25 protein-coding genes and 1 riboswitch are annotated in these 25,876 nt (G+C 73.5%); of the genes, 5 read left to right on the top strand and 20 right to left on the bottom strand.

What is annotated here, in order from left to right; genetic code table 11:
* Window positions 1-48: 48 nt before the first annotated feature.
* The 12 genes from ribH to PO879_RS07775 all read right to left on the bottom strand — a co-directional run bounded on the left by ribH (window position 49) and on the right by PO879_RS07775 (window position 11,532).
* Window positions 49-543 carry a 6,7-dimethyl-8-ribityllumazine synthase gene (ribH, locus tag PO879_RS07830; protein ID WP_278237344.1) on the bottom strand — a complete coding sequence of 165 codons (495 nt, stop codon included), beginning with the start codon at window positions 541-543 and terminating at the stop codon, window positions 49-51.
* Window positions 540-1,874, bottom strand: a complete 1,335-nt coding sequence (locus PO879_RS07825) for a bifunctional 3,4-dihydroxy-2-butanone-4-phosphate synthase/GTP cyclohydrolase II (RefSeq protein ID WP_278237343.1) — start codon at window positions 1,872-1,874, stop codon at window positions 540-542. The genes ribH and PO879_RS07825 overlap by 4 nt, the downstream gene beginning before the upstream one ends.
* The gene (locus PO879_RS07820) at window positions 1,871-2,509 is read right to left on the bottom strand and encodes a riboflavin synthase (RefSeq protein ID WP_278237342.1); all 639 of its coding nucleotides are present in this window, start codon (window positions 2,507-2,509) and stop codon (window positions 1,871-1,873) included. Before PO879_RS07820 ends, PO879_RS07825 begins: the two co-directional genes overlap by 4 nt.
* On the bottom strand, window positions 2,509-3,621 hold the full coding sequence (gene ribD, locus PO879_RS07815) for a bifunctional diaminohydroxyphosphoribosylaminopyrimidine deaminase/5-amino-6-(5-phosphoribosylamino)uracil reductase RibD (protein WP_278237341.1): 1,113 nt from the start codon (window positions 3,619-3,621) through the stop codon (window positions 2,509-2,511). The genes PO879_RS07820 and ribD overlap by 1 nt, the downstream gene beginning before the upstream one ends.
* A 129-nt stretch (window positions 3,622-3,750) precedes the next feature.
* Window positions 3,751-3,881, bottom strand: a riboswitch (FMN riboswitch).
* Between the two features lie 102 nt (window positions 3,882-3,983).
* The gene (gene der, locus PO879_RS07810) at window positions 3,984-5,522 is read right to left on the bottom strand and encodes a ribosome biogenesis GTPase Der (protein WP_278237340.1); all 1,539 of its coding nucleotides are present in this window, start codon (window positions 5,520-5,522) and stop codon (window positions 3,984-3,986) included.
* Entirely contained in the window at window positions 5,519-6,217 is a 699-nt protein-coding gene (gene cmk, locus PO879_RS07805) for a (d)CMP kinase (RefSeq protein ID WP_278237339.1), read from the bottom strand. Before cmk ends, der begins: the two co-directional genes overlap by 4 nt.
* 52 nt (window positions 6,218-6,269) lie before the next feature.
* A complete protein-coding gene (locus PO879_RS07800) occupies window positions 6,270-7,079 on the bottom strand; it encodes a pseudouridine synthase (protein ID WP_278237338.1) in 810 nt (269 codons plus the stop codon).
* A gap of 38 nt (window positions 7,080-7,117) precedes the next feature.
* Window positions 7,118-7,774 carry an SMC-Scp complex subunit ScpB gene (scpB, locus tag PO879_RS07795; RefSeq protein ID WP_278237337.1) on the bottom strand — a complete coding sequence of 219 codons (657 nt, stop codon included), beginning with the start codon at window positions 7,772-7,774 and terminating at the stop codon, window positions 7,118-7,120.
* On the bottom strand, window positions 7,771-8,652 hold the full coding sequence (locus tag PO879_RS07790) for a ScpA family protein (RefSeq protein WP_278237336.1): 882 nt from the start codon (window positions 8,650-8,652) through the stop codon (window positions 7,771-7,773). Before PO879_RS07790 ends, scpB begins: the two co-directional genes overlap by 4 nt.
* Entirely contained in the window at window positions 8,636-9,547 is a 912-nt protein-coding gene (locus tag PO879_RS07785) for an AAA family ATPase (RefSeq protein WP_278237335.1), read from the bottom strand. The genes PO879_RS07790 and PO879_RS07785 overlap by 17 nt, the downstream gene beginning before the upstream one ends.
* An 89-nt stretch (window positions 9,548-9,636) precedes the next feature.
* Complete coding sequence (xerD, locus tag PO879_RS07780) at window positions 9,637-10,593, bottom strand: site-specific tyrosine recombinase XerD (RefSeq protein ID WP_278237334.1); 957 nt, start codon at window positions 10,591-10,593, stop codon at window positions 9,637-9,639.
* A gap of 24 nt (window positions 10,594-10,617) precedes the next feature.
* Window positions 10,618-11,532, bottom strand: coding sequence for a heme o synthase (locus tag PO879_RS07775; protein ID WP_278237487.1), 915 nt, complete (start codon window positions 11,530-11,532; stop codon window positions 10,618-10,620).
* 412 nt (window positions 11,533-11,944) lie between these two features.
* On the opposite strand from PO879_RS07775, the gene tkt reads away from it, so the two are divergent.
* The 5 genes from tkt to pgl all read left to right on the top strand — a co-directional run bounded on the left by tkt (window position 11,945) and on the right by pgl (window position 18,580).
* Window positions 11,945-14,056 (top strand): transketolase, encoded by a 2,112-nt coding sequence (gene tkt, locus PO879_RS07770; RefSeq protein ID WP_278237333.1) that lies wholly within the window; start codon window positions 11,945-11,947, stop codon window positions 14,054-14,056.
* 91 nt (window positions 14,057-14,147) lie between these two features.
* Window positions 14,148-15,269: a transaldolase gene (gene tal / locus PO879_RS07765; protein WP_278237332.1), complete on the top strand. Its 1,122-nt coding sequence runs from the start codon at window positions 14,148-14,150 to the stop codon at window positions 15,267-15,269.
* 50 nt (window positions 15,270-15,319) lie between these two features.
* Window positions 15,320-16,861: a glucose-6-phosphate dehydrogenase gene (gene zwf, locus PO879_RS07760; RefSeq protein ID WP_278237331.1), complete on the top strand. Its 1,542-nt coding sequence runs from the start codon at window positions 15,320-15,322 to the stop codon at window positions 16,859-16,861.
* A 28-nt stretch (window positions 16,862-16,889) separates the two neighbouring features.
* Window positions 16,890-17,822 (top strand): glucose-6-phosphate dehydrogenase assembly protein OpcA, encoded by a 933-nt coding sequence (gene opcA / locus PO879_RS07755; RefSeq protein ID WP_278237330.1) that lies wholly within the window; start codon window positions 16,890-16,892, stop codon window positions 17,820-17,822.
* Complete coding sequence (gene pgl, locus PO879_RS07750) at window positions 17,819-18,580, top strand: 6-phosphogluconolactonase (protein WP_278237329.1); 762 nt, start codon at window positions 17,819-17,821, stop codon at window positions 18,578-18,580. Before opcA ends, pgl begins: the two co-directional genes overlap by 4 nt.
* An 85-nt stretch (window positions 18,581-18,665) precedes the next feature.
* Here the strand turns inward: pgl and PO879_RS07745 are convergent, their stop codons facing one another.
* The 8 genes from PO879_RS07745 to rapZ all read right to left on the bottom strand — a co-directional run bounded on the left by PO879_RS07745 (window position 18,666) and on the right by rapZ (window position 25,874).
* On the bottom strand, window positions 18,666-19,034 hold the full coding sequence (locus PO879_RS07745) for an RNA polymerase-binding protein RbpA (protein WP_278237328.1): 369 nt from the start codon (window positions 19,032-19,034) through the stop codon (window positions 18,666-18,668).
* A gap of 110 nt (window positions 19,035-19,144) precedes the next feature.
* Window positions 19,145-19,390 (bottom strand): preprotein translocase subunit SecG, encoded by a 246-nt coding sequence (secG, locus tag PO879_RS07740; protein WP_278237327.1) that lies wholly within the window; start codon window positions 19,388-19,390, stop codon window positions 19,145-19,147.
* Between the two features lie 161 nt (window positions 19,391-19,551).
* On the bottom strand, window positions 19,552-20,319 hold the full coding sequence (tpiA, locus tag PO879_RS07735) for a triose-phosphate isomerase (protein ID WP_278237486.1): 768 nt from the start codon (window positions 20,317-20,319) through the stop codon (window positions 19,552-19,554).
* Between the two features lie 56 nt (window positions 20,320-20,375).
* Window positions 20,376-21,575, bottom strand: a complete 1,200-nt coding sequence (locus PO879_RS07730) for a phosphoglycerate kinase (protein ID WP_278237326.1) — start codon at window positions 21,573-21,575, stop codon at window positions 20,376-20,378.
* 140 nt (window positions 21,576-21,715) lie between these two features.
* Window positions 21,716-22,720 (bottom strand): type I glyceraldehyde-3-phosphate dehydrogenase, encoded by a 1,005-nt coding sequence (gene gap, locus PO879_RS07725; RefSeq protein ID WP_278237325.1) that lies wholly within the window; start codon window positions 22,718-22,720, stop codon window positions 21,716-21,718.
* A gap of 240 nt (window positions 22,721-22,960) precedes the next feature.
* Entirely contained in the window at window positions 22,961-23,941 is a 981-nt protein-coding gene (whiA, locus tag PO879_RS07720) for a DNA-binding protein WhiA (RefSeq protein ID WP_278237324.1), read from the bottom strand.
* 4 nt (window positions 23,942-23,945) lie between these two features.
* Entirely contained in the window at window positions 23,946-24,866 is a 921-nt protein-coding gene (gene yvcK, locus PO879_RS07715) for a uridine diphosphate-N-acetylglucosamine-binding protein YvcK (protein WP_278237323.1), read from the bottom strand.
* Between the two features lie 72 nt (window positions 24,867-24,938).
* Entirely contained in the window at window positions 24,939-25,874 is a 936-nt protein-coding gene (gene rapZ, locus PO879_RS07710; protein WP_278237322.1) for an RNase adapter RapZ, read from the bottom strand.
* Window positions 25,875-25,876: the final 2 nt, after the last annotated feature.

The raw sequence follows: 25,876 nt of genomic DNA, 5'->3' as shown, positions 1-25,876 counted from the left end.
CCGCTCGTCCACTCCGCGGGGCTGGTGTGTCCGGGGTCACCGCGGGGGTCAGCGGGCGGGCACCGACGCGGCCGTCCGCACGCCGCGCACCACGTGCGCCGTCGCGAGCGCTGCCGCCGCGGCCTCGTAGCCCTTGTCCTCGTGCGAGCCCTCGAGCCCGGCACGGTCGAGGGCCTGCGCCTCGTCGTCGCACGTGAGCAGACCGAACCCGACCGGCACCGTGTGGTCCAGCGCGACCCTGTTCAGCCCGTCGGTGGCCGCGGCGCACACGTAGTCGAAGTGCGGGGTGCCGCCCCGGATGACGACGCCGAGCGCCACGACGGCGTCGTAGCCGGCCGCGGCGCAGGCCTGGGCCGCCACCGGCAGCTCGAAGGACCCGGGCACGCGCAGCACGTCCGGCGCGACCGCGTGGTCGGCGCACGCGCGGCGGGCGCCGTCGAGCAACCCGTCCATGACGGTGTCGTGCCAGGAGGCGGCGATCACCGCCACCCGCAGGTCCGAGCTGTCCACGGCGTGCGTGGCGGGCGCCCCCGCCCCGCTCATCGCAGGACCTCGTGCGCCGTCGTCGTGCCGGTCATCGGTTCTCCTTGAGGTTCGAGTCGAGGGTGAGGGTCGATCCCGGGTCGAGGTTCGACCTCAGGTTCAAGGTTCGGCAGGTCGTGTCCCATCCGGTCGCGCTTGGTGCGCAGGTAGGCCACGTTGTCGGGGGCCGGGTGGATGGCCAGCGGCACCCGCTCGGCCACCGCGACTCCCCCGGCCCGCAGGCCGTCGACCTTGGCCGGGTTGTTCGTCAGCAGCCGGACGGACTCGACGTCCAGGTCGCGCAGCACGTGCGCGGCCGCCGTGTACTCCCGCGAGTCCACGGGCAGCCCCTGGGCCAGGTTCGCGTCGATCGTGTCGTGACCGCCGTCCTGCAGGCTGTACGCCGTCAGCTTGGCGACCAGACCGATGCCCCGGCCCTCGTGGCCCCGCAGGTAGACGACGACGCCCCGGCCGGCCTCCTGCACCGCACGCAGCGCGGAGTCCAGCTGCGGGCCGCAGTCGCAGCGCAGGGAGCCGAAGGCGTCCCCGGTCAGGCACTCCGAGTGCACGCGGGTCAGCACGGGCCCGGCCCCGTCGAGGTCGGCGAGTGCTCCGGCCACCAGGGCCACGTGCTCGTCGCCCGTGACGCGGTCGCGGTAGCCCACCGCCGTGAACTCCCCGTGCCGGGTGGGCAGCCGGGTCACGGCGAGCCGGTCCACGGTCGACTCCGTGGCGCGGCGGTAGGCGACGAGGTCGGCCACGCTGACCAGCGCCAGTCCGTGCTCGGCGGCGAACTCCCTCAGGGCCGGCCGGCGCATCATGGTGCCGTCGTCGTGGGTGACCTCGGCCAGCACGCCCGCGCTGCCGCGCCCGGCCAGCCGGGCGAGGTCGACGGCGGCCTCGGTGTGCCCCGTGCGTTCCAGGACGCCCCCGTCGCGGGCCCGCAGCGGCAGCACGTGCCCGGGCCGGGTCAGGTCGGCGGGCGTCGCCCCCGGGTCGGCCAGGACCCGGGCGGTGCGCGCCCGGTCCGCGCCGGAGATCCCGGTCGTGACGCCCTCGGCGGCGTCCACCGTGATCGTGTACGCGGTCCGGAAGGCGTCCCGGTTCTCGGTGACCATCAGCGGCAGGCGCAGCCGGTCCAGGGTCGCGCCGTCGGCGGCGACGCAGATCAGCCCGCTGGTGTGCCGCACCGTGAAGCCCATGAGCTCCGGCGTAGCGGCCTCCGCGGCGAAGATCAGGTCGCCCTCGTTCTCCCGGCTCTCGTCGTCGACGACGACGACCGCCTGTCCGGCACCCACCGCTGCCACGGCACGATCGACGCGCTCGCGCACGTCCGGGTCGACGACGCTCATCGGAGCACCTCCGCGATCTCGGCCGGCGGCACGGCCGGCCCGGCCAGGCGCCCGTCCAGCAGCCGTTCGACGTGCCGGGCGAGCACGTCCGTCTCGAGGTTGACCTGCTCGCCCACGGCACGAGATCCCAGGGTGGTGCGCGCGAGCGTCTCGGGGATCAGGCTGACCGTGAACCGGTCCGCACCGGCCTCCACGACGGTCAGGGACACGCCGTCGACCGCGATCGAGCCCTTGGCCACGACGTACCGCACCAGGTCGGCCGGCAGGGAGATCTCCACGACCTCCCACCGCTCGCCGGGCGTGCGCGCCAGGACGGTGCCGACGCCGTCGACATGGCCCTGCACGATGTGCCCGCCGAGCCGGTCGCCGACCGCGAGCGCCGGCTCCACGTCGACCCGGTCGCCGGCACGCCGGTGCCCGAGCGTGGTCATCTCGAGGGTCTCGGCCATGAGGTCGGCCGTCCAGGTGCTGTCGTCGTGGTCGGAGACCGTCAGGCAGCACCCGTCGACCGCGATCGAGTCGCCGGTGCGGACGCCGTCGAGCACGCCCGGCGAGCGCACGGTGAGGCGTGCGGCGTCCGCGGTCCTGGTCAGGGCCACCACGGTGCCGAGCTCGGACACGATGCCGGTGAACATCAGGACTCCTTCCGCGGCCGCAGGGTGAGCCGCAGGTTCGTGGCGGCCAGGCCGGAGGCGGGGCCGTCGGGGGTAGCGAGGTCGTCGGGCGCCGGTTCGACGACGCTGGCGTCGACGAGGTCGAACCGTGCGGCGTCGGTGATGGTCGTGATGCCGAGGTCTCCGACGGCGGCGGTGCCGGCGCCGAGCAGGGTCGGGGCCACGTAGGCGACGATCTCGTCGACGAGCCCGGCGCGCAGGAAGGCCGCCGCCAGCGTGGCGCCGCCCTCGAGCAGCACGTGACGGCGGTCGAGGTCCCAGAGCCGGGTGAGCGCCGCGCGAGGGTCGCGGGTGCGCAGGTGGCGGGCGGCGGCACCGTCCGGGCCTGGGCCGGCCAGCCGGGCGGTCGCGGGGATCTCGCGCAGGCCCATGACCGCCCGCAGCGGTTGCGGCCCGGGTGCCTCCCGGACCGTGAGCGACGGGTCGTCGTCCAGCAGGGTGCCGGTGCCCACCAGGACGGTGTCGGCCTCGGCGCGCAGGCGGTGCACGTCGCGGCGGGCGGCGGCCGAGGTGATCCAGCGCGAGGTGCCGTCGGCGGCGGCGGTGCGGCCGTCCAGCGTCGTGGCGACCTTCCACGTGACGAACGGCCGCCCGAGCGAGACCGCCGCGGACCAGGCGTGGTTCAGTGCCCGCGCCGCGTCGGCCCGGACCTCTCCGACGACGGTGACCCCGGCCGCGCGCAGGGCCTCTGCTCCCCCGGCGGCCTGGGGGTTGGGGTCGGGCTGGGCGAACACGACGCGCGACACGCCGGCGTCGCGCAGCGCGTCGGTGCACGGGCCGGTGCGGCCGGTGTGCGCGCAGGGTTCGAGGGTGACGACAGCGGTGGCGCCGCGCAGCGCAGCCGGGCCGTGGGCGTGCCGGGCGTTGGTCAACGCCACCGCCTCGGCGTGCGGCGTGCCGGCGCCCCGGTGGAATCCCTCGGCCAGGGTGGCGCCGTCGGCGTCGAGCAGCACGCACCCGACGCGCGGGTTGGGCCCGAGGTCGAGTCCCGGTGTCGCGGCGAGGGTCAGCGCGCGTTCCAGCGCGGCCTGCTCGGCCGGTGTCACCGTGGGACCCGCCGTGGCGGTGGTCATGTCCTGCCCCTGTCGTCCGGTCGCGGACTCCGGGGCTCGGCGGCGTCGTCACCCGCCGAGGTGCACGGGGGGTCGGAACGCCCCGGCGGGGCGTGGACGTCCACGCCCTCGGCGAGCGAACGGGTGCCGTCGCGTGCGTCTTCCCATCCGGACTTTGACCGTCGGTCCAGGAGTTCCACCTGGTCAACCGGTCACTGGCTGTGACCGGGTCGCGGACTGTTACCGCCGGTTCGGAGTTTCACCGACCCCAGAGCACGCGAGCTGTTGCTCGTTCACCTGCGAGACTACCGCACCCGACCGGCACGCCGGTGGGGCGTGGGTCACACCGGCGCTCAGTGCCGACGGGTGCCGATCAGTGCTGTTCAGCGCCGGCGGCGCTTCTCGCGCACCCGGACGCTGATCCGGATCGGCGAGCCCTCGAACCCGAATTCCTCGCGCAGCCGGCGCTCGATGAACCGGCGGTAGCCGGCCTCGATGAACCCCGTGGCGAAGATGACGAAGCGCGGCGGGCGCGTCGAGGCCTGCGTGGCGAACAGGATGCGCGGCTGCTTGCCGCCGCGCACCGGGTGCGGGTGGGCGGAGACCAGCTCGCCGAGGAACCCGTTCAGGCGCCCGGTGGGGATGCGCGTGTCCCAGGAGGCCAGCGACGTCTCCAGCGCCCGGACCAGCCGGTCGGTGTGCCAGCCGGTGCGTGCCGAGACGTTGATCCGGGGCGCCCAGGTGACCTGGACGAGCTCCTTGTCGATCTCGCGCTCGAGGAAGTGCCGGCGGTCGTCGTCCATCAGGTCCCACTTGTTGTAGGCGATGACGAGGGCCCGGCCGGCGTCGACGGTCTGGGAGATGACCCGCAGGTCCTGCTCGGTCAGCGGTGTCGAGGAGTCGACGAGCACGACGGCGATCTCGGCCTTCTCGATGGCGGCCTGCGTGCGCAGCGAGGCGTAGAAGTCCGCGCCCCGGGTCTGGTGCACCCGGCGGCGGATGCCGGCGGTGTCGACGAACCAGTACGGGATCCCCTTGATCTCCACGAGCTCGTCGACCGGGTCGCGGGTCGTCCCCGCCGTGGAGTCGACCACGACGCGCTCGGCGCCCGCCAGCTTGTTCAGCAGGGAGGACTTGCCGACGTTGGGACGTCCCACGAGCGCGACGCGACGCGGGCCCTCGGGCCGCAGCTCGCCGCGCGCCGACTCGTCCGGCAGCACCTCGAGCACGGCGTCGAGCATGTCGCCCAGGCCGCGCCCGTGCAGCGCAGAGACGGGCATCGGCTCGCCCAGGCCCAGCGCCCACAGCGCGGCGGCGTCCGCCTCGCCGGAGGGGCCGTCGACCTTGTTGGCGCACAGGATCACCGGCTTGCCCGAGCGGCGCAGCAGCTCGACGACGCGCTCGTCGGTGGCCGTGGCACCCACCTGGGCGTCCACGACGAACACGACGGCGTCGGCGAGGTCGATCGCGACCTCGGCCTGCTCGGCGACCTTGGACTCCATGCCCGCGACGTCGACCTCCCAGCCGCCGGTGTCGACGAGCGTGAAGTCGGTGCCCGACCACTCGGCCGCGTAGGTCACCCGGTCGCGGGTGACGCCGGGGGTGTCCTCGACGACGGCCTCGCGCCGTCCGAGGATGCGGTTGACGAGGGTCGACTTGCCGACGTTGGGCCGGCCGACGACCGCGAGCACCGGCAGCGGGGCCTCGGCCGGGGCGGCGTCGAGGTCCTCCCAACCGGTGTCGAGCAGCTCGCGGTCGGTCTCGTCGAGCTCGAACTCCTCGAGGCCGGCGCGCAGTGCGCGCTCGCGGGCCTCGTCGTCGGCGAACTCGGTGACGACGGGACCGAGGTCCTCGGCCGGGACCTCGGCGGTGTCGACAGGGTCGGCGGGCAGGGGCTCGGGACCGTCGGCGGGTGTGGTCATGCCTGCCATTGTCCCAGGCGATCGACGACGGAGAGGACCGCCGCGACGGTCTGGTCCAGATCCAGCTCGCTGGAGTCGACGGTCACCACGCCGTCCGCCGCGGTGAGGAACTGGCTGACGGTCGAGTCGTCCCGGTCCCGGCGCAGCACCTGGTCGCGGGTGGCGTCCACGGCGGCGGCGTCCGCCGCACCGTGCACCTCCAGCGACCGGCGGCGCAGGCGCGCCTCCTCGCTGGCGGTCAGCAGGACGCGGGCGTCGGCGTCGGGGGCGACGACCGTGGTGATGTCGCGGCCCTCGGCGACGATGCCACGGCCGCCGGAGAACCCGTCGGTGTTCTCGGTGTCGATGACGGCGCGCTGGCGGCGCTTCATCTCGGCGCGGACCTCGAGGTTGGTCGCGACCTGCGACACCGCCGAGGAGACTTCGGTGGTGCGGATCGCCGCGGCGACGTCGTCGCCGTCGAGCACCACGCCGGGCGCGGCGGGGTCGACGCCCATCTCCAGGGGCATCTCCCGCACGGACCGCGCGACCGCGTCGGCGTCGTCCAGGGCGACGTCGGTGCGCACGCACCACAGCGTGGCGGCCCGGTACATCGCACCGGTGTCGAGGTAGGCCAGGCCGAGACGGCCGGCGACGGCCTTCGAGACGCTGGACTTGCCGGACCCGGACGGGCCGTCGACGGCAATGGTGACCACAGGTTCTTCGCTCTCTGTCGGGGACGGGAGGGGACGTGGGGGGCCGACGGACTCAGAGGTCCACGGCGCGCATCAGCGTGCCGAGCTCGGTGCGGCCGAGCACGCGGGTGCGGCCGACCTTCAGGTCGCCGAGGGTGACGGGCCCGACGCGGGTGCGCACCAGTCGCGTGACCGGGAAGCCGATCGCGTCGAACATCCGCCGCACGATGCGGTTGCGGCCCTCGTGCAGGACCACCTCGATCATCGTCCGGCCGGGCACGGCGTCGACGACGTGGACCTTGTCCATGCGGGCGGGGCCGTCGTCGAGCTCGACGCCGGCCAGCAGCTCCTTGGCGTGGCGCGGGTAGAACTCGCCGCCCTCGACCGTCACCAGGTAGGTCTTCGGGATCTCGTAGCGCGGGTGCGACAGCCGGTTGCCGAGCTCGCCGTCGTTGGTCAGCAGCAGCAGGCCCTCGGAGTCGGCGTCCAGGCGTCCGACGTGGAACAGGCGCTCCGGGCGGTCCTGCACCAGCTCGGCGATCGTGGGACGACCCTCGGGATCGCTCATCGCCGAGAGCATCCCGAGCGGCTTGTTCACCGCGACGGTGATCTTCGAGTCGTCGAGCTGGACGCGCAGCCCGTCGACGTGGACGACGGCGGTGGCCGGGTCGACCCGCACGCCGAGCTCGACCACGACCTGGCCGTCGACCTCCACCCGGCCGTCGGCGATCAGCGCCTCGCAGGCGCGCCGCGAGCCGAGCCCGGCCTGGGCGAGCACCTTCTGCAGGCGCACGCCGTCGGGGACGTGGACGTCGACGGTCGGGGACGCGGGGGCCTGGCGGCGCGAGGAGCGGCGGCTCCCGCCGCGGCGTGAGGTGGGCATGGACCCCATTGTCGCAGGACCGCGGCGCGACGCCGACCTCAGTCGACGCCGAGGTCCTCCAGCCCGCCGAGCGCCTCCACGCCGGGCAGGTGCGGGGCCAGCGGCGGCAGCTCGTCCAGCGACGACCAGCCCATCCGGTCCAGGAACTCCCCGGTGGTGCCGAACAGCACCGCGCCCGTGGACGGGTCCTGGCCGACCTCGGCCACCAGGTTGCGGGCCAGCAGGGTGCGCACGACCCCGTCGACGTTGACCCCGCGCACGGCCGAGACCTGCCCGCGGGTGACGGGCTGGCGGTAGGCGACGACCGCGAGGGTCTCCAGGGCGGCCTGGCTGAGGCGGGACGACTGGCCCTCCAGCACGAAGCGGGCCACCACGTCGGTCAGGTCCCGGTGGGAGTAGAAGCGCCACCCCTCGGCGCCGCGCCGCAGCTCGAACCCGCGCGGCCGGGCGCCGTCGGCCCCCTGGTACTCCTGCGCCAGGTCGGTCAGCGCCGCGTGCACCTCGGCGGTGGGGCGTGCCACGGCCGCGGCGAACCGTTCGGCCGGGACGGGGGACTCGGCGACCATGAGGATCGCCTCCAGCGCGGCGGGCAGGCCGCCGGGCAGGTCGTCGACGTCGACCTGGTCGGGGCTGTCCCCCGACGCCGGTCCGGCGACGTCCTGCGGCGCCGGGACGCTCTGCGTCGACTCGGTCATGCGGCTCCCTCCTGGGCGCCGTCGAACTCCTCGACGTCGCCCACGTCGTCGTCGGTCCCGCCCGTCCAGCGCACGGTCAGCTCGCCGAGGGCCGCCGCCTGGTCGAAGGCGACCTGCCCGCTGCGGAACAGCTCCAGCAGCGCCAGGAACCGCGCGACGACCACGAGCCGCTCCGCACCGGCGGTCAGGGCGCGGAAGGTCGCGGCGTGCTCGCGGCGCAGTTGGTCGGCCACGATCAGCGCCTCCTCGCGCACGCTCACGGCGGCGCCGTGCAGGTGGCTCAGCCCCACCACGGGCGGCGGCTTCGGCTCCAGCGCGCGGGCGGCCAGCTCGGCCAGGCGCTCGCCGTCCAGGGTCCACACGAGCTCGGGGAGCATCGCGGTCAGGTGCTCCTCCAGCGGCACCGACCGCGGCACCCGCCGTCCGGCGTCGGCGAGCCGGTCGGCGAACACCGCCGAGATCTCCTTGTAGGCGCGGTACTGCAGCAGTCGCGCGAACAGCAGGTCGCGCGCCTCGAGGAGCTCGAGGTCGTCGGCGTCCTCCTCGGCCGTGCCGGGCAGCAGCCGCGCCGCCTTGAGGTCGAGCAGCGTGGCGGCCACGACGAGGAACTCGCTCGCCGCGCCCAGGTCCCACGAGGGGTGCTCCTCGCCGCGGTCGGCGGCCTCGAGCGCGGCGGACTCGGCGGCGCGCAGGTGTGCGACGAAGTCGTCGGTCACCTCTGCCAGGGCCACCTCGGTCAGGTCCAGCTCCCGGGCGTTGATCAGCGACAGCAGCAGGTCGAACGGTCCGTCGAAGTTGTCGAGGTGGACCTCGAACGCCCCGGCGCGGGCCCGCCCCGCCGCAGCCTCCGCCGGGGCCCGCTCAGGTGGCGCTGCCACGGGCGACGAGCTCACGCGCCAGCTGCCGGTAGGCCGCCGCACCCGCGTGCGACGGGGCGTGGGAGGTGATCGGCTCGGCCGCGACCGAGGCGTCGGGGAACTTGACGGTCCGGCCGATGACGGTGTGCAGCAGCGTGTCGCCGAAGGCCTCGTGGACGCGTTGGACCACCTCGCGCGAGTGCAGGGTGCGCGAGTCGTACATGGTCGCCAGGATGCCGTCCACGGCCAGGTCGGGGTTGAGCCGGTCGCGCACCTTGTCGATGGTCTCCACGAGCAGGGCGACGCCGCGCAGGGCGAAGAACTCGCACTCCAGCGGGATGAGGACGCCGTCCGCGGCGGTCAGCGCGTTGACGGTGAGCAGGCCGAGCGACGGCTGGCAGTCGATGAGCACGACGTCGTAGGTGTCCAGCGCCGGGCGCAAAGCGCGCGACAGCACGGACTCGCGGGCGACCTCGCCCACGAGCTGCACCTCGGCGGCCGAGAGGTCGATGTTCGCCGGGACGACGTCGAGCCCCGCGATCGCGGTGGGGCGCACCACGTCGTCGAGGGTGACGTCACGCTCCATGACGAGGTTGTAGACGCTCAGCTCGAGGTCGTGCGGGCTCACGCCGACGCCGACGGAGGCCGCGCCCTGCGGGTCGAAGTCGACCAGCAGCACCTTGCGGCCGTACTCGGCGAGGGTCGCCCCGAGGTTGATGGTCGTCGTGGTCTTGCCCACCCCGCCCTTCTGGTTGCACATCGCCACGATGCGCGCGGGTCCGTGGGAGGAACGCGGTGCGGGCGGGGGGAACTCGGGCAGCGGCCGTCCCACCACGTCCGTGGCCGGGCCGTCCTGGTTCGCCTCCGCGCCCGGGACCCCGGGCAAGGTGTTCTCGGCGGTCGCCGGCTGCGTCATCGTGTCACTCCCCCGGGTGCCTCGGTCACGCTGTCACGCTACACCGCGCCACCCGTCGCGACCGGTCGTCGCCTCGGCGCGCCGCCGCGTCAGGACAGGGCCCGGGGGTGCGCGGCGGCGTAGACCTCCCGCAGCGCCTCCGGGGTGACCATCGTGTAGATCTGCGTCGTGGTGACCGAGGCGTGGCCCAGCAGCTCCTGGACGACCCGCACGTCCGCTCCCCCGGCCAGCAGGTGGGTGGCGAAGGAGTGGCGCAGCGTGTGCGGCGAGACGTGCTCGGCCAGCCCGGCGCGGTCCGCCGCGCGCTGCAGCACGGCCCAGGCGCTCTGGCGCGAGAGCCGGTCGCCACGGGAGTTGAGGAACAGCGCCGGGGTGCTGCGCCCGTGGGCGCTCCCGGCCGTGGCCAGGACCGGCCGGGCCCGGACGAGGTAGGCGTCCACCGCGTCACGTGCGTAGGACCCGACGGGGACCACTCGCTCCTTGCCGCCCTTGCCGAACAACCGCACGACGGCCTCGGTGCCGACGTCGTCGACGTCGAGCCCGACCACCTCGCTGATGCGGCCCCCGGTGGAGTAGAGCAGCTCGAGCAGAGCGCGGTCGCGCAGGCCGGGCGCGCCCTCGACGGCGGACGCCGCGGCGAGGAGGCGGGCCACGGCGTCGACGCTCAGGGCGTGCGGCAGCCGGCGGGTCTGGGTGGGTGCGGTGACCTCGACCGTGGGGTCGTCGGGGGCGTCGCCCTCGGCCTGGGCGAACCGGTGCCAGCCCCGCAGGGCCGCCAGGGCACGGGCCGTCGAGGCGGGCGAGAGCGCCCGGCCGCCGTCGTCCCCCTCGCGCACCGCGTCCAGGTACGCCTCGACGTCGGGCTCGGTGACCTGTGCCAGGCCCGACCGGCCGAGACCGTCGAGGAAGGCGGCGTAGCGGGTCAGGTCCCGGCGGTAGGCCTGCACGGTGTTGCCTGACAGCCCCCGCTCGACCCGGAGGTGGGCGAGGTAGTCGCGCAGCGCCGAGTCCAGCGCGTCGGGCAGGTCGGCGGGGGCGACGGTCATCCGGCCATCATGCCGCCTCGGACGTCAGAAGGGCAGGAAGACGTCCACGGCGACGGCGACGAACAGCAGGGTGAGGTAGGTGATGGAGGCGTGGAAGACCTTCATCGCGCCGGGGCCCTTGCGGGCGCGACCCTGCGCCTTGCGCAGCATGGAGACCGTCAGCCACAGGAACCAGCCGCCCAGGCCGGCCGCCACCGCCGTGTAGACCCAGGTCATCCCGGCCAGCGGGACGAGCGCCAGGGAGCACGCGATCATCGCGATCGTGTGGCCCAGCATCTCGGCGGCCACGCGGCGGTCCGTGGCGACCACGGGCAGCATCGGCACGCCGGCGGTGGCGTAGTCCTTCTTGAACTTCACCGACAGCGGCCAGTAGTGCGGGGGCGTCCAGAAGAAGATGACGCCGAACAGGGCGAGCGCCGCCCAGCTCAGGCTCTCGGTCACGGCCGCCCAGCCGATGAAGACCGGCATGCAGCCGGCGATGCCGCCCCACACGATGTTCTGCGGGGTCCGGCGCTTGAGGATCATCGTGTAGCCCACGACGTAGATCGCGATCGCCCCGAACGTCAGCCACGCGGCCGGGACGTTGACCAGCCAGGCGAACCACACCAGCGCCACCACGCCGAGCGCCGTGGCGAAGACGAGCGCGTTGCGGGGCCGGATCTCCCCCGTGACGAGCGGACGCCGCTTGGTGCGGTTCATCATCTCGTCGATGTCGCGGTCGAGGTAGCAGTTGAAGGCGTTGGCCGAGCCCGCCGCGAGCGCCCCGCCGATCAGCGTGGCCACGACGAGCCAGAGGTCGGGCAGGCCGCCCTCGGCGAGGATCATCGTGGGCACCGTGGTCACGAGCAGCAGCTCGATGATGCGGGGCTTGGTCAGGGCCACGTACGCGCCCACGCGGTCGCGCCAGCCGGTCGAGCGCCGCGCGGCCGACCCGTGCACGGCAGCGCGTGTCGGGGTCGACGAGGAGTCCGTCGGTCGGCTGATGGTGCTCACGCGCGCAGGGTTCCGTTCGCGAAGGTGGTCCGGGCGGGTCCCATGCTACGCGCCGCCGGGGCGTCCGGTGCGCCCGCCGTGCCCGCCGTCACCTGTGAGATTCCTCCGCCCGCGGGGCGAGGCCCGTGCGTGACGCTCACATGGTGGGACATTCTGAGACGGTGAGCGCGGCCCGCGGCACCGCCCGCTAGTGTGGAGGAGCACAACGCAGGGCATCGGTGCCGTCGTGCGCACCGGATCGACCGCTGCGCACGGCGCCAGGACCTCGCCTCCCCCGAGAGAGCGGGACCGCCGCGCCCGGCACCGGTACAGCAGCAGAGCAACCCGGGGCAGCGCCTCGGGCAGGAAAGAGGCATTCGTGAACGCGTTCGATCCCGCACCGGCACCGCTCGAGTGGAACGACCTGGACGAGCGGGCGGTCAAGTCCATCAAGGCGCTCGCCGCCGACGCCGTGGAGAAGTGCGGCAGCGGTCACCCGGGCACGGCGATCTCCCTCGCCCCGGCCGCCTACCTGCTCTTCCAGAAGACGATGCGGCACGACCCCTCCGACCCGACCTGGGTCGGTCGCGACCGGTTCGTGCTCTCGGCCGGGCACTCGTCCCTGACGCTGTACCTGCAGCTCTTCCTGGCCGGCTACGGCATGGAGATGGACGACCTGGCCGCGCTGCGCACCTTCAACTCCCAGACGCCGGGCCACCCGGAGTACGGCCACACGCCCGGAGTCGAGATCACCACCGGCCCCCTCGGCCAGGGGCTGGCCTCCGCCGTCGGCATGGCCTACGCCTCGCGCCGCGAGCGGGCGCTGCTCGACCCCGACGCCGCGGCCGGCACCTCGCCGTTCGACCACCACGTGTACGTCATCGCCTCCGACGGCGACCTGCAGGAGGGCGTGACCTCCGAGGCCTCGTCGCTGGCCGGCACTCAGCAGCTCGGCAACCTCGTCGTGATCTGGGACGACAACAAGATCTCGATCGAGGACGACACCGAGATCGCCTTCACCGAGGACGTCCTGGCCCGGTACGAGGCCTACGGCTGGCACACCCAGCGGGTCGACTGGACCAACGGCGGCACGGGCTACGCCGAGGACACCGACGCGCTCGCCACCGCGCTGGACGCCGCGAAGAACGAGACGGGCAAGCCGTCGATCATCGCGCTGCGCACGATCATCGGCTGGCCGTCGCCGACCAAGCAGAACACCGGCGGCATCCACGGCTCGGCGCTCGGCGCCGACGAGGTCGCCGGGCTCAAGACGACCCTGGGTCTCGACCCCGAGGCCACGTTCACCATCGACGACGACGTCCTCAAGCACACGCGGTCGGTCGCCGAGCGCCACGGCTCCGAGCGCGACGCCTGGGACACCGCCTTCGAGGCGTGGAAGACCGCCAACCCGGACGGCGCCGCGCTGCTCGAGCGGCTCGGCGCGCGCGAGCTGCCCGCCGGCTGGACCGAGTCGCTGCCCGTCTTCGAGGCCTCCGAGAAGGGCGTCGCCACCCGCGCCGCCTCGGGCAAGGTGCTCTCGGCGCTGGCCGACGTGCTGCCCGAGCTGTGGGGCGGCTCGGCCGACCTCGCCGGGTCGAACAACACCACGATGGACGGCGAGCCGTCCTTCATCCCGTTCGAGCACGCCACGAAGAAGTTCCCGGGCAACCCGCAGGGCCGCACGCTGCACTTCGGCATCCGCGAGCACGCGATGGGCTCGATCCTCAACGGCATCGTGCTGCACGGCCTCACCCGCCCCTACGGCGGCACCTTCCTGCAGTTCTCGGACTACATGCGTGCCTCGGTGCGCCTGGCCGCGCTCATGGAGATCCCCACCACCTTCGTGTGGACCCACGACTCCATCGGTCTGGGCGAGGACGGCCCGACCCACCAGCCGGTCGAGCACCTCGCCGCGCTGCGCGCGATCCCCGGTCTCGACGTCGTCCGTCCGGCGGACGCCAACGAGACCGCATGGGCCTGGCGCGGCATCATCGAGAACACCTCGAACCCCGCCGGCCTGGTGCTGACCCGCCAGGGGGTGCCCACCTACCCCCGCGGCGAGGACGGCTTCGCGCCGGCCGAGGGCACCCTGCGGGGCGCCTACACCCTGCTCGACACGGAGGGCACCCCGGACGTCATCCTGGTCGGCACCGGTTCCGAGGTGCAGCTCGCCGTCGAGGCGCGCGAGCAGCTCGCGGCCGACGGCATCGCCGCCCGCGTGGTGTCCATGCCCAGCCGCGAGTGGTTCGACCGCCAGGACGCCGAGTACCGCGAGTCGGTGCTGCCCGCCGGGGTCAAGGCCCGCGTGTCGGTCGAGGCCGGCATCGCGCTGAGCTGGCGCGACGTCGTCGGCGACGCCGGCCGCTCGGTCTCGCTCGAGCACTACGGCGCCTCGGCCGACTACAAGACGCTGTACCGCGAGTTCGGCATCACCGCCGACGCCGTGGCCACGGCGGCCCGCGAGTCGCTCGCCACCGTCCGCGGCGAGTGACGTCCACGACGGCGGGGGTCGGCGCGCGCCGGCCCCCGCCGTCGTCCACGATGAGACCTGCGAACGCGCACCGACGAGGTAGGAGACCGACGTGACCGAGACGAACCGCCCCACCGCACAGCTGTCAGCCGCCGGTGTGTCCATCTGGCTCGACGACCTCTCCCGGGAGCGGCTCGACACCGGCAACCTCGCCGGTCTGGTGGACTCCCACGACGTGGTCGGCGTGACCACCAACCCCACGATCTTCGCCGGCGCCCTGGCCGGCGGCGACGCCTACGACTCCGCGCTGGCCGACCTCGCCGGCACCGACGTCGAGGCCGCCGTCGAGCGCATCACCACCGACGACGTGCGCGCCGCGGCCGACGTGCTGCGTGGCGTCCACGACCGCACGGACACCGTCGACGGCCGGGTCTCGATCGAGGTCGACCCGCGGCTGGCCCGCGACACCGAGGCGACGGTCGCCACCGCCCGGCGGCTGTGGAGCACCGTGGACCGCCCCAACGTCATGATCAAGATCCCCGCCACCGTCGAGGGTCTGCCGGCGATCACCGAGACCCTCGCCGCCGGGATCAGCGTCAACGTCACGCTCATCTTCTCCATCGAGCGCTACCGCGCCGTCATGGAGGCGTTCCTCGCCGGTCTCGAGCAGGCCCGTGCCAACGGTCACGACCTGTCCGTGATCGGGTCGGTCGCGTCGTTCTTCGTCTCGCGCGTCGACGCCGCCGTCGACCCCGCGCTGGCCGAGGTCGGCACCGACGAGGCGTCCGCGCTGCAGGGCACCGCCGCGATCGCCAACGCTCGCCTCGCCTACGCCGCCTACCAGGACGTCTTCGAGGCCGACGCGACGGGACGCTGGGCCGCGCTGCGCGAGGCCGGGGCGCACCCGCAGCGTCCGCTGTGGGCCTCGACCGGCGTGAAGAACCCCGACTACCCCGACACGCTCTACGTCACCGAGCTCGTCGCCCCCGGGGTCGTGAACACGATGCCGCAGGCCACGCTCGACGCGGTCGCCGACCACGGCGAGATCCCCGCCGACACCGTGACCGGCACCGCCGACAGCGCCGCGGCCACGATCGCCGCCATCGAGGCCCAGGGGATCTCGATGGCCGAGGTGACCGCGCAGCTCGAGGCCGAGGGCGTGAGCAAGTTCGAGAAGAGCTGGGACGAGCTGCTCACCACCACCAAGACCGGGCTCGACGCCGCGGGCGCCTGACCTGCCGCGCCCCCGCACCGCACCACCGCCCACGAGAGAGACGGGACACCGTGAGACCCGCCAAGATCACCGCTGAGCAGAATCCGCTGCGCGATCCGCTCGACCTGAGACTCCCCCGGATCGCCGGCCCGTGCGGCCTGGTGATCTTCGGGGTCACCGGCGACCTGTCGCGCAAGAAGCTCATGCCGGCCGTGTACGACCTGGCCAACCGCGGCCTGCTGCCGCCCGGGTTCGCGCTCACGGGCTTCGCCCGGCGCGACTGGGAGGACGAGGACTTCGCCCAGGTGGTGCACGACGCCGTCAAGGAGCACGCCCGCACGCCGTTCCGAGAGGCGACCTGGAAGCAGCTCGCCGAGGGCATCCGCTTCGTCCAGGGCAGCTTCGACGACCCGGACGCGTTCGAGGAGCTGCGCCGCACCGTCGAGACCCTCGACGCCGAGCGCGGCACCGGCGGCAACCACGCGTTCTACCTGTCGGTGCCGCCCAGCGCCTTCCCGCTCGTGTGCGAGCAGCTGTCCCGCTCCGGGCTGTCGGAGTCCGCCGAGGACGCGTGGCGCCGGGTGGTCATCGAGAAGCCGTTCGGCCACGACCTGACCTCGGCCCAGGAGCTGGACGCCGTCGTGTCCCAGGTCTTCGAGCCGGAGTCGGTGTTCCGGATCGACCACTACCTCGGCAAGGAGACGGTCCAGAACATCCTGGCCCTGCGGTTCGCCAACCAGCTCTTCGAGCCGCTGTGGAACTCCAACTACGTCGACCACGTGCAGATCACGATGGCCGAGGACATCGGCATCGGCGGCCGGGCCGGCTACTACGACGGCGTCGGTGCGGCGCGGGACGTCATCCAGAACCACCTGCTGCAGCTCCTGGCCCTCGTGGCCATGGAGGAGCCGGTGAACTTCGACGCCGACGCGCTGCGCGCCGAGAAGATCAAGGCCCTGTCCTCCGTCCGGCTGCCGCGGGACCTGTCCCGGCACACCGCCCGCGGGCAGTACGCCTCGGCCTGGCAGGGCGGGGAGAAGGTCCCCGGGTTCCTCGAGGAGGAGGGGTTCAACCCCGAGTCCACGACCGAGACCTACGCCGCCGTCCGGATGGACATCGACAACCGGCGCTGGGCCGGCGTGCCGTTCTACCTGCGCACCGGCAAGCGCCTCGGGCGCCGCGTCACCGAGGTGGCCGTGGTGTTCAAGAAGGCTCCGCACCTGCCCTTCGAGTCCTCCCTGACCTCCGACCTGGGCTCCAACGCGCTGGTCATCCGCGTCCAGCCCGACGAGGGCGTGACGCTCCGCTTCGGCGCCAAGGTGCCCGGCACGGCCATGGAGGTCCGCGACGTCACGATGGACTTCGGGTACGGGCACTCCTTCACGGAGTCCTCCCCCGAGGCCTACGAACGCCTCATCCTCGACGTGCTGCTGGGCGACCCGCCGCTGTTCCCGACCCGCGAGGAGGTCGAGCTCTCCTGGAAGATCCTCGACCCGGTGATCGCGCACTGGGCCGGCAAGGGCAAGCCGGACACCTACCCGGCCGGGTCCTGGGGACCGCAGTCGGCCGACGCCATGATGGCCCGCGACGGCCGCACCTGGCGTCGACCCTGACCCGCCGGCCGCACCAAGGAGTGAACTGATGATCATCGACATGCCGGACACCAGCACCAACGCGGTCGGCAAGCGGCTCGACAGCCTGCGCGACGAGGGCGGCGCCGTGGCGCTCGGACGCGTCCTGACCCTCGTCGTCGTGGCCGGCGAGGACGACATCGAGGCGGCCGTCGACGCGGCCAACGAGGCCAGCCACGAGCACCCGTGCCGCGTCGTCGTGGTGGCGCCGCTGGCCGGCGGGGCCACCGACGGCCGGGTCGACGCCGAGATCCGGGTCGGCGGCGACGCCGGCGCCTCGGAGGTCGTCGTCCTGCGCTGCTCCGACCCGCTGCGCGAGCACCCCGACACCCTCGTGATGCCGCTGCTGCTCCCCGACGCCCCGATCGTGGTGTGGTGGCCCGCGGGCGGACCCGACGACCCGACGGGGAACCCGCTGGGCGCCATGGCCCAACGTCGCATCACCGACACCACCCGGGCGCACGACCCGGTCGACATGCTCGGCCGGCTGGCGGAGGCGTTCACGGAGGGCGACACCGACCTGGCGTGGGCCCGGGTCACGCTGTGGCGCGGACTCATCGCCGCCGCCGTGGACCAGCCCCCGTACGAACCGGTCACGGCCGTGCGTGTCGAGGGCGAGCACCAGCACACCTCGCTCGACCTGCTCGCGTCCTGGCTCGGTGCCAAGCTGCGCTGCCCCGCGCGCGTGGTCCGCACCGAGGACGCGGACGCCATCACGCGGGTGGTCCTGGAGCGCAAGAGCGGCCCCATCGTCCTGGACCGCCCGGACGGACGGGTCGTCACCATCACGCAGCCGGGCAAGCCGGACCGACGCGTCTCGCTGCCGATCCGTGCGCTGTCCGAGGCCCTCATCGAGGAGCTGCGTCGTCTCGACCCGGACGAGGTCTACGGGCAGGTGTTGCGAGCGCTGGAGCGCGTCGAGACAGTGGAGTCGGCATCATGAGCACCCGTCTCGTCGTCGTCCACCCCGACGCCGCCGTCCTCGCCGAGGCCGCCGCGGCGCGGCTGCTCACGCGCCTGCTCGACGTGCAGTCCGTGCGCAGCCCCGCCCACGTCGTGCTGACGGGCGGCACGGTCGGCATCAGGACCCTCGCCGCAGCGGCCGCCAGCCCGCTGCGGTCGGCCGTCGACTGGTCCGGCGTCCACCTGTGGTGGGGGGACGAGCGGTTCCTGCCCGCCGGCGACCCCGACCGCAACGAGACGCAGGCGCGCGAGGCGCTCCTCGACGACCTCGTGGCGACCGGCGCCCTGCCCGAGGTGAACATCCACCGGATGCCGGCGCGCGGGGACGCCCCGTCCGAGGCGGCCACGCCCGAGGAGGCCGCGGCCGCGTACGCCGACGAGCTCGCGCAGCACTCCGAGGTCGGCACGACGCCGCACTTCGACGTGCTGCTGCTGGGCATGGGGCCCGACGGCCACGTGGCCTCCCTGTTCCCCGAGCACCACGCCCTCGAGGCGCCCGGGTACACGGTGGGCGTGCACGGCTCGCCCAAGCCGCCCCCGGAGCGGGTCTCGCTGACGTTCGCCGCGATCGGGCGGGCCGACGAGGTCTGGGTCGTGGCGGCCGGCGGCGAGAAGGCGGAGCAGGCCGCGGCCGCGCTGGCCGACGGCCCCGTGACGCAGGTGCCCGCCGTGCGTGCCGTGGGTCGTCACCGCACGCTGTGGCTGGTGGACGCCGCGGCGGCCTCCGCACGCGACTGACCGGGTCGCCGGCCGGGGCCGACCGACGACCCGCGAGGTTCGTCGGTCCCGGCCCCGGCCGCGGTCCCGGGGGGCGGGAGCGTTCTCAGCCGCGTGCCGGGGCGACACCCCGGCGACGCGCCTGCAGGGTGTCCAGAGCCTCCTGGAGCAGCGCGGCGCCGTCCTCGTCGGACCGACGCTCCTTCACGTACGCCAGGTGGGTCTTGTAGGGCTCGTTGCGCAGCGGGGCCGGCGGGTTCGCCGGGTCCTGCCCGGCGGGGAAGCCGCACCGGGGGCAGTCCCACTGCTCCGGGGGTTCGATCTCGTCGACCGCCGCGAAGCTCGGTCGTGTCTCGTGCCCGTTGAGGCACCAGTACGAGACCTGGTTCCGGGGCGCGGGCACGCCGCGCTCCTGCTCTCCCATCGGTCCTGCACCGACCCGCGAGCCGCGGATGGCGTGTCCGGCAGATGCCACGTGTCGTCCTCACCTTCGAGTCTGCGGGGTGTGTCCCCCGCGGACGATCCTCGTGCCCGGCGGTACCCCCGTACCACCGCCCGGCGCCGCTCCCCCGGCGGTTCGTGCCGTCAGCTCACGCGCGTGGCGACCCCGAGCAGGACCACGACGACCGACCACACGACGGCGATGCCGACGGTGATGCGGTTCAGGTTGCGCTCCGCGACGCCGGAGCTCCCCGCCGCGCTGGAGATCCCTCCGCCGAACATGTCGGACAGTCCCCCGCCCTTCCCCTTGTGCATGAGGATGAGCAGGATCAGGAAGGCGCTGGTGAGCACCAGCAGCACGTTCAGGAAGATCGTCAACGCTGCGAACATCGTGTCCTCGGCTCTCGGCCGCCTCACGGCGGGCTGTCGGTGCCGGGATTGCCCGGCGCGGTCAAGACTAGGTGACGAACGCCTCCCGTGGCGAACCCCGGTCTTGACCGGGGTTCGCCACGGGAGGCGCCGCTGACGCGGGGCGTCGGCCCCGCACCGGATCAGGAGACGTGCGACTGGTAGCGCGCGATCTTGGCGAACTCCTCGGCGTCGAGGCTCGCGCCGCCGACGAGGGCGCCGTCGACGTCCGTCTGCGCCATGATCTGCGCGACGTTCCCCGACTTCACCGAGCCGCCGTAGAGCACGCGCACGCCGACGGCGAGCTCGGCGTCGTACAGCTCGGCGAGGCGGCCGCGGATCGCCCCGCAGACCTCCTGGGCGTCCTCCGGGGTCGCGACCTTGCCGGTCCCGATCGCCCAGACGGGCTCGTAGGCGATGACGACGGTCTTCGCCTGCTCGGCCGGGACGCCCTCGAGGGCCGCGTCGACCTGCGCCAGGGTGTAGGACACCTGGTCGCCCGCCTCGCGCACGTCGAGGCCCTCGCCGACGCACAGCACCGGCGTGATCTGCTGGGCGAAGGCCGCCTTGACCTTCGCGTTGATCAGCGCGTCGTCCTCGCCGTGGTGCTCGCGGCGCTCGGAGTGGCCGACGGCGACGTAGGTGCACCCGAGGCGCGCGAGCATCGGGGCCGAGACGTCGCCGGTGTACGCGCCCTTCTCGTGCGGGGAGAGGTCCTGGGCGCCGTAGCGGATGTCGAGCTTGTCGGCGTCGACCAGGGTCTGCACCGACCGCAGGTCCGTGAACGGTGCGAGGACCGCCACCTCCACCGCGGAGTAGTCGTGCCCGGCGTCCTTGAGGGTCCAGGCGAGCTTCTGGACCGCGGCGATCGCCTCGGCGTGGTCCAGGTTCATCTTCCAGTTGCCCGCCATCAGCGGCGTGCGGTTCGTGGCCACAGTCGTGTCCTTCTGTCGTTCGGTGGGGTGGGTCAGTCGGCCAGCACGGTCAGGCCGGGCAGCTGCTTGCCCTCGAGCAGCTCGAGGCTCGCGCCGCCGCCCGTGGAGATGTGGCTGAAGCCCGCCTCGTCGAAGCCGAGCTTGCGCACGGCGGCCGCCGAGTCGCCGCCGCCGACGATCGAGAAGGCGCCGGCCGCGGTGGCGTCGACGATGCCCTGGGCCACGGCCCGGGTGCCACCGGCGAACGCCGCGAACTCGAAGACTCCCATGGGGCCGTTCCAGGCGATCGTGCGGGCGTCGGCGAGCTTGGCCGCGAACAGCGCGCCGGAGTCCGGGCCGATGTCCAGGCCCATCTTGCCGTCGGGGATCGCGTCGGCGGCGACCGTCTCGTGGGGGGCGTCGGCCGCGAAGGATTCGGCCGCCACGATGTCGGTGGGCAGCACGATCTCGACACCGTTGGCCTCGGCCTGCGCGAGGTACTCCTTGACCGTGTCGATCTGGTCCTCCTCCAGCAGCGAGGAGCCGACCGCGTGGCCCTTGGCCGCCAGGAAGGTGAACACCATCCCGCCGCCGATGAGGAGCCGGTCCGCCTTGGTCAGGAGGTTGGCGATGACGCCGAGCTTGTCGGACACCTTCGAGCCGCCGAGCACGACGGCGTAGGGGCGCTCCGGGTCGGTCGTGGCGCGGGACAGCGACTCCACCTCGGCGAGGACGAGCTCACCGGCACCGGCGGGCAGCCGCTCGGCGATGTCGTAGACGGACGCCTGCTTGCGGTGCACGACGCCGAAGCCGTCGGACACGAACGCGTCGCCCAGCTCGGCCAACTCACCGGCGAGCTCGGCCCGCTCGGCGTCGACCTTGGAGGTCTCGCGCGGGTCGAAGCGGACGTTCTCCAGCAGGGCCACCTGGCCGTCGGCCAGACCCGCGACGGCGGCGCGGGCGGACTCGCCGACGAGGTCCTGCGCGAGCGCGACGTCCTGGCCGAGGAGCTCGCCCAGGCGGGCGGCGACCGGGGCGAGGGAGAACGCCGGGTCGGGCGTGCCCTTGGGCCGGCCCAGGTGCGCCATCACCACGACGCGGGCGCCGGCGTCGACCAGACGCGTGAGCGTCGGGAGCGCGGCGCGGATGCGGCCGTCGTCGGTGATGGTCGTGCCGTCGAGCGGCACGTTGAAGTCGGAACGGACCAGGACGCGCCGGCCGCGCAGGTCGCCGAGCGAATCGATCGTCTTCATGAGCTCACCTCGTGAGAAGTTCTGGGGGTCGGACGGGTGGTGACACGACGACGTCCGCGGGTGCGCAGACCTGCTCGTCCTCGGGACGGGCGGGCCGCGCGCCCGCGGACGTCGTGGTCACCTCGGGGCGGTCGGGCTCGTCAGAGCTTCTCGCCGACGAGCTCGGTCAGCGAGACGAGCGAGTTGGAGTAGCCCCACTCGTTGTCGTACCAGGAGACGACCTTGACCTGGTTGCCGATCACCTTGGTGAGCTTGGCGTCGAAGATGCTCTGGTGCGGGTCCGTCACGATGTCCGAGGAGACGATGTCGTCCTCGACGTAGGACAGCACGCCCTTGAGCGGGCCCTCGGCGGCAGCCTTGACCGCGGCGTTGACCTCCTCGACCGAGACCTCCTTGGGGGACTCGAAGGTCAGGTCGGTCGCCGAACCGGTGATCGTGGGCACGCGCAGCGCGTAGCCGTCCAGCTTGCCCTTGAGCTCCGGCAGGACCAGGGCGACGGCCTTGGCGGCGCCGGTCGTGGTCGGCACGATGTTCTGGGCCGCGGCGCGGGCGCGACGCAGGTCCTTGTGCGGGCCGTCCTGGATGTTCTGGTCACCCGTGTAGGCGTGGATCGTGGTCATCAGACCACGCTCGATGCCGATCGCGTCGTTGAGGGCCTTGGCCAGCGGCGCGAGGCAGTTCGTGGTGCACGAGGCGTTGGAGATCACGTGGTGCGCGGCCGGGTCGTACTGGTCGCTGTTGACGCCCATGACGAAGGTCGCGTCCTCGTTCTTCGCCGGGGCGGAGATGATGACCTTCTTCGCGCCGGCGTCGATGTGCGCCTTGGCCTTGGTCGCGTCGGTGAAGAAGCCGGTGGACTCGATCACGATGTCCGCACCCAGCTCGCCCCAGGGGAGGTTGGCCGGGTCGCGCTCGGCGAGAGCGCGGATCTTGGCGCCGTCGACGATGATGTTGTCGTCGTCGAACTCGACGGTCTTGCCGAACCGGCCCAGCACGGTGTCGTACTTGAGCAGGTGGGCGAGCGTCTTGTTGTCGGTGAGGTCGTTGACGCCCACGACCTCGATGTCCGCACCGGACTCGACCAGAGCCCGGTAGTAGTTCCGTCCGATGCGGCCGAAGCCGTTGATACCGACGCGGATGGTCACGTTAGCCCTCCTCAGGGCGCGCCGGATCTGGACCGGCGCACACGGTAGATGCCAATCACTGGCGCGCACACAGCGCGCTGATGAGTTCGGCGCCACCCCGGGGGTCCCGCGACGAGCCGTCCCGGGAGCCGTAGTCCAGGGTCACACCGTCGTCACCTGACGGCTCCGAGCCTATACCCATCCGTTGCCCGACGCCGACCTCAGTGCACGGTGAGACAGGTGGGCCGACCACCGGCGAGGTCACAGGTCGAGCAGGTCGGCGCTCAGCCCGGCCTCCGTGTCGGGGATCCCGAGCTCCATGGCGCGCTTGTCCGCCGTGGACAGCAGCCGGCGGATACGGCCGGCGACCGCGTCCTTCGACAGCTGCGGCTCGGCGAGGCGCCCGAGCTCCTCCAACGAGGCCTGCTTGTGCGCGAGTCGCAGCTCGCCCGCCTCGCGCAGGTGGTCCGGCACCTCGTCCCCGAGGATCTCGAAGGCGCGCTCCACCCGGGCCCCGGCCGCGACGGCCGCGCGTGCCGAGCGTCGCAGGTTCGCGTCGTCGAAGTTGGCCAGCCGGTTCGCCGTGCCGCGGACCTCGCGGCGGGCGCGGCGGTCCTCCCAGGTCTGCCGGGTCGCCGTGGCGCCCATCCGGCGCAGCATCTCCCCGATGGCCTCACCGTCGCGCACGACGACGCGGTCGATCCCGCGGACCTCGCGCGACTTGGCCTGGACGCCCAGGCGCCGCGCGGCGCCCACCAGGGCGAGCGCGGACTCCGGGCCCGGACACGTGATCTCCAGGGCCATCGAGCGCCCCGGTTCGGTCAGCGAGCCGTGCGCGAGGAAGGCGCCCCGCCAGACGGCCTCGGCCTCGTCGGCGCCGCTCGAGACGACCTCGGGGGCCAGACCACGCACCGGCCGCCCACGACCGTCCAGCAGGCCCGTCTGACGGGCCAGCGACTCCCCGTCGCGCACCACGCGGACGACGAACCGGTCGTTCTTGCGCAGGCCGCCCGCCTTGACCACGATGAGCTCGCTCTGGTGCCCGTACAGGTCGGCGATCGCGCGGCGCAGCCGCGCCGCCACCGCGTCGCCGTCGAGCTCGGCCTCGATGACCACCCGCCCGGAGATGATGTGCAACCCTCCGGAGAAGCGCAGCATCGCCGACACCTCGGCCTTCCGGCACGACGTGCGCGTCACCTGGTATCGAGCCAGCTCGTCCTTCACCTCTGCCGTGAGCGCCATGGCGTCATCCTGCCACGCCCTCGAAGACATCGTGATAGGCCGCCGCCAGGCGCAACGGGTCGTGCCGCGGGGTGCCGTCACCCCGTCGGACCTGCCGCAACACCAGCCGGGCACCGAGCTCGGCGGCGGCGCGCTCCAGCGCGTCGCGGTCGTCCACCGTCGAGGGATCGGCGAGCACGGCGTCGACCCGCAGCCCCGGGGCGTGCTTGCGCAGCGCCTCGAGGTGCTGCGGCGCCGACAGCCCGTGGGTCTCGCCACGCTCGGCGCTGAGGTTCAGCGTCACGCAGCGTCGCGCCGCCGTCGAGTGCAGCGCCGCCGCCAGCTCCGGCACGAGCAGGTGCACCAGCACCGACGAGTACCAGGAGCCCGGGCCCATGACGACCCAGTCGGCCTCCTGCACCGCGCGGACCGCCTCCGGGCACGCCGGCGGGTCCGCCGGCACCAGCCGGAGCTGCTCGACCAGCCCGTCGGTGACGGCGACCTTGCTCTGCCCGACCACCGTGGAGCACCGGCCGTGCGAGGAGACGTCGGCCTCGACGACGAGCGGGACCGACGCCATGGGCAGCACCCGGCCGCGGGCGCCGAGCAGCCGGCCCACCCAGTCGAGCCCCGCCACGGTGTCCCCCAGGCGTTCCCAGAGCGAGACGATGAGCAGGTTGCCCATGGCGTGCCCGTCGAGCTCGCCGCCGGACGCGAACCGGTGCTGGAGCAGCCCGCTCCACGTGCGGCCCCAGTCGGAGTCGTCGCAGAGGGCGGCGAGCGCCATCCGCAGGTCGCCCGGCGGCACCACGCCCAGCTCCTCGCGCAACCGGCCCGAGGACCCGCCGTCGTCGGCCACCGTGACCACCGCCGTCAGCCGGTCGGAGAGCAGTCGCAGCGCTCCCAGCGTCGCGGACAGCCCGTGGCCGCCGCCGAGCGCCGTCACGGCGGGGCCGACGTCGGACGGTCCGTCCCGGTCGGACGACGGCGTCCGACCCCGTGTCGTCGCGGACAGGGTCTACTCCTTCCCGAGGTCACGTGCCGTGACCGTCACCCGCTGGCCGTCCTGGCGCAGCCGGTCGGCGATCTCGCCCGCGATGGCCACGGACCGGTGCTTGCCGCCGGTGCAGCCCACGGCGATCGTGACGTAGCGCTTCTCCTCCGCGAGGTAGCCGGCCAGCACCGGCTCGAGGGCCGCGACGTAGCGGTCGACGAACTCCCTCGCCCCGGGCCGGGCCAGCACGTACTGGCGCACGGCCTCGTCCTGGCCGGTCAGGTGCCGCAGCTCGGTGATCCAGTAGGGGTTCGCCAGGAACCGCACGTCGGCGACGTGGTCCGCGTCCAGCGGCAGCCCGTACTTGAATCCGAACGCCACGACGTTCACGCGCAGGGAGTCGGCAGCGCCCGCCGCGACCGCGTCCCGGACCTCCTTGGCGAGGTCGTGGACGGACATCTCGGAGGTGTCCAGCACGACGTCGGCGCGCTCGGCCAGCGAGGCGAGCATGCGCCGCTCGGCCTCGATGCCGTCCAGGATCCGCCCGTCGCCCTGCAGGGGGTGCGGCCGCCGCACGCTCTCGTAGCGGCGGACCAGGACGTCGTCGCGGGCGTCGAGGAACAGGATGCGGTGGGTGACGCCGCTGTCGTCGAGGTGCTGCAGCGCCTGCGCCAGCTCGCCGAAGTACTCCCGGCCACGCACGTCGACGACGACCGCCAGCCGCTCCACGGAGGACCCGGCCTTCGTCATCAGGTCGACCAGCGGCACGATCATCATCGGTGGCAGGTTGTCCACCACGAACCAGTCCAGGTCCTCCAGGACGCCGGCGGCACGGGTGCGCCCCGCTCCGGACATGCCCGTGATGATGAGCACCTCGGGGTCGGAACGGTCAGGGGCGGGGGTGGCGGCCTCGATCTCGGGGATGCCCTGCGGGACGGTGATGGGCGACGGTTCGCTCATGG

Origin of the sequence: Isoptericola sp. AK164 (assembly GCF_029643425.1) — a bacterium.
GTDB classification, from domain to species: domain Bacteria; phylum Actinomycetota; class Actinomycetes; order Actinomycetales; family Cellulomonadaceae; genus Isoptericola; species Isoptericola haloaureus.
The sequence above is the reverse complement of the archived record's forward strand: the minus strand, read 5'-3'. Positions and strand labels throughout refer to the sequence as shown.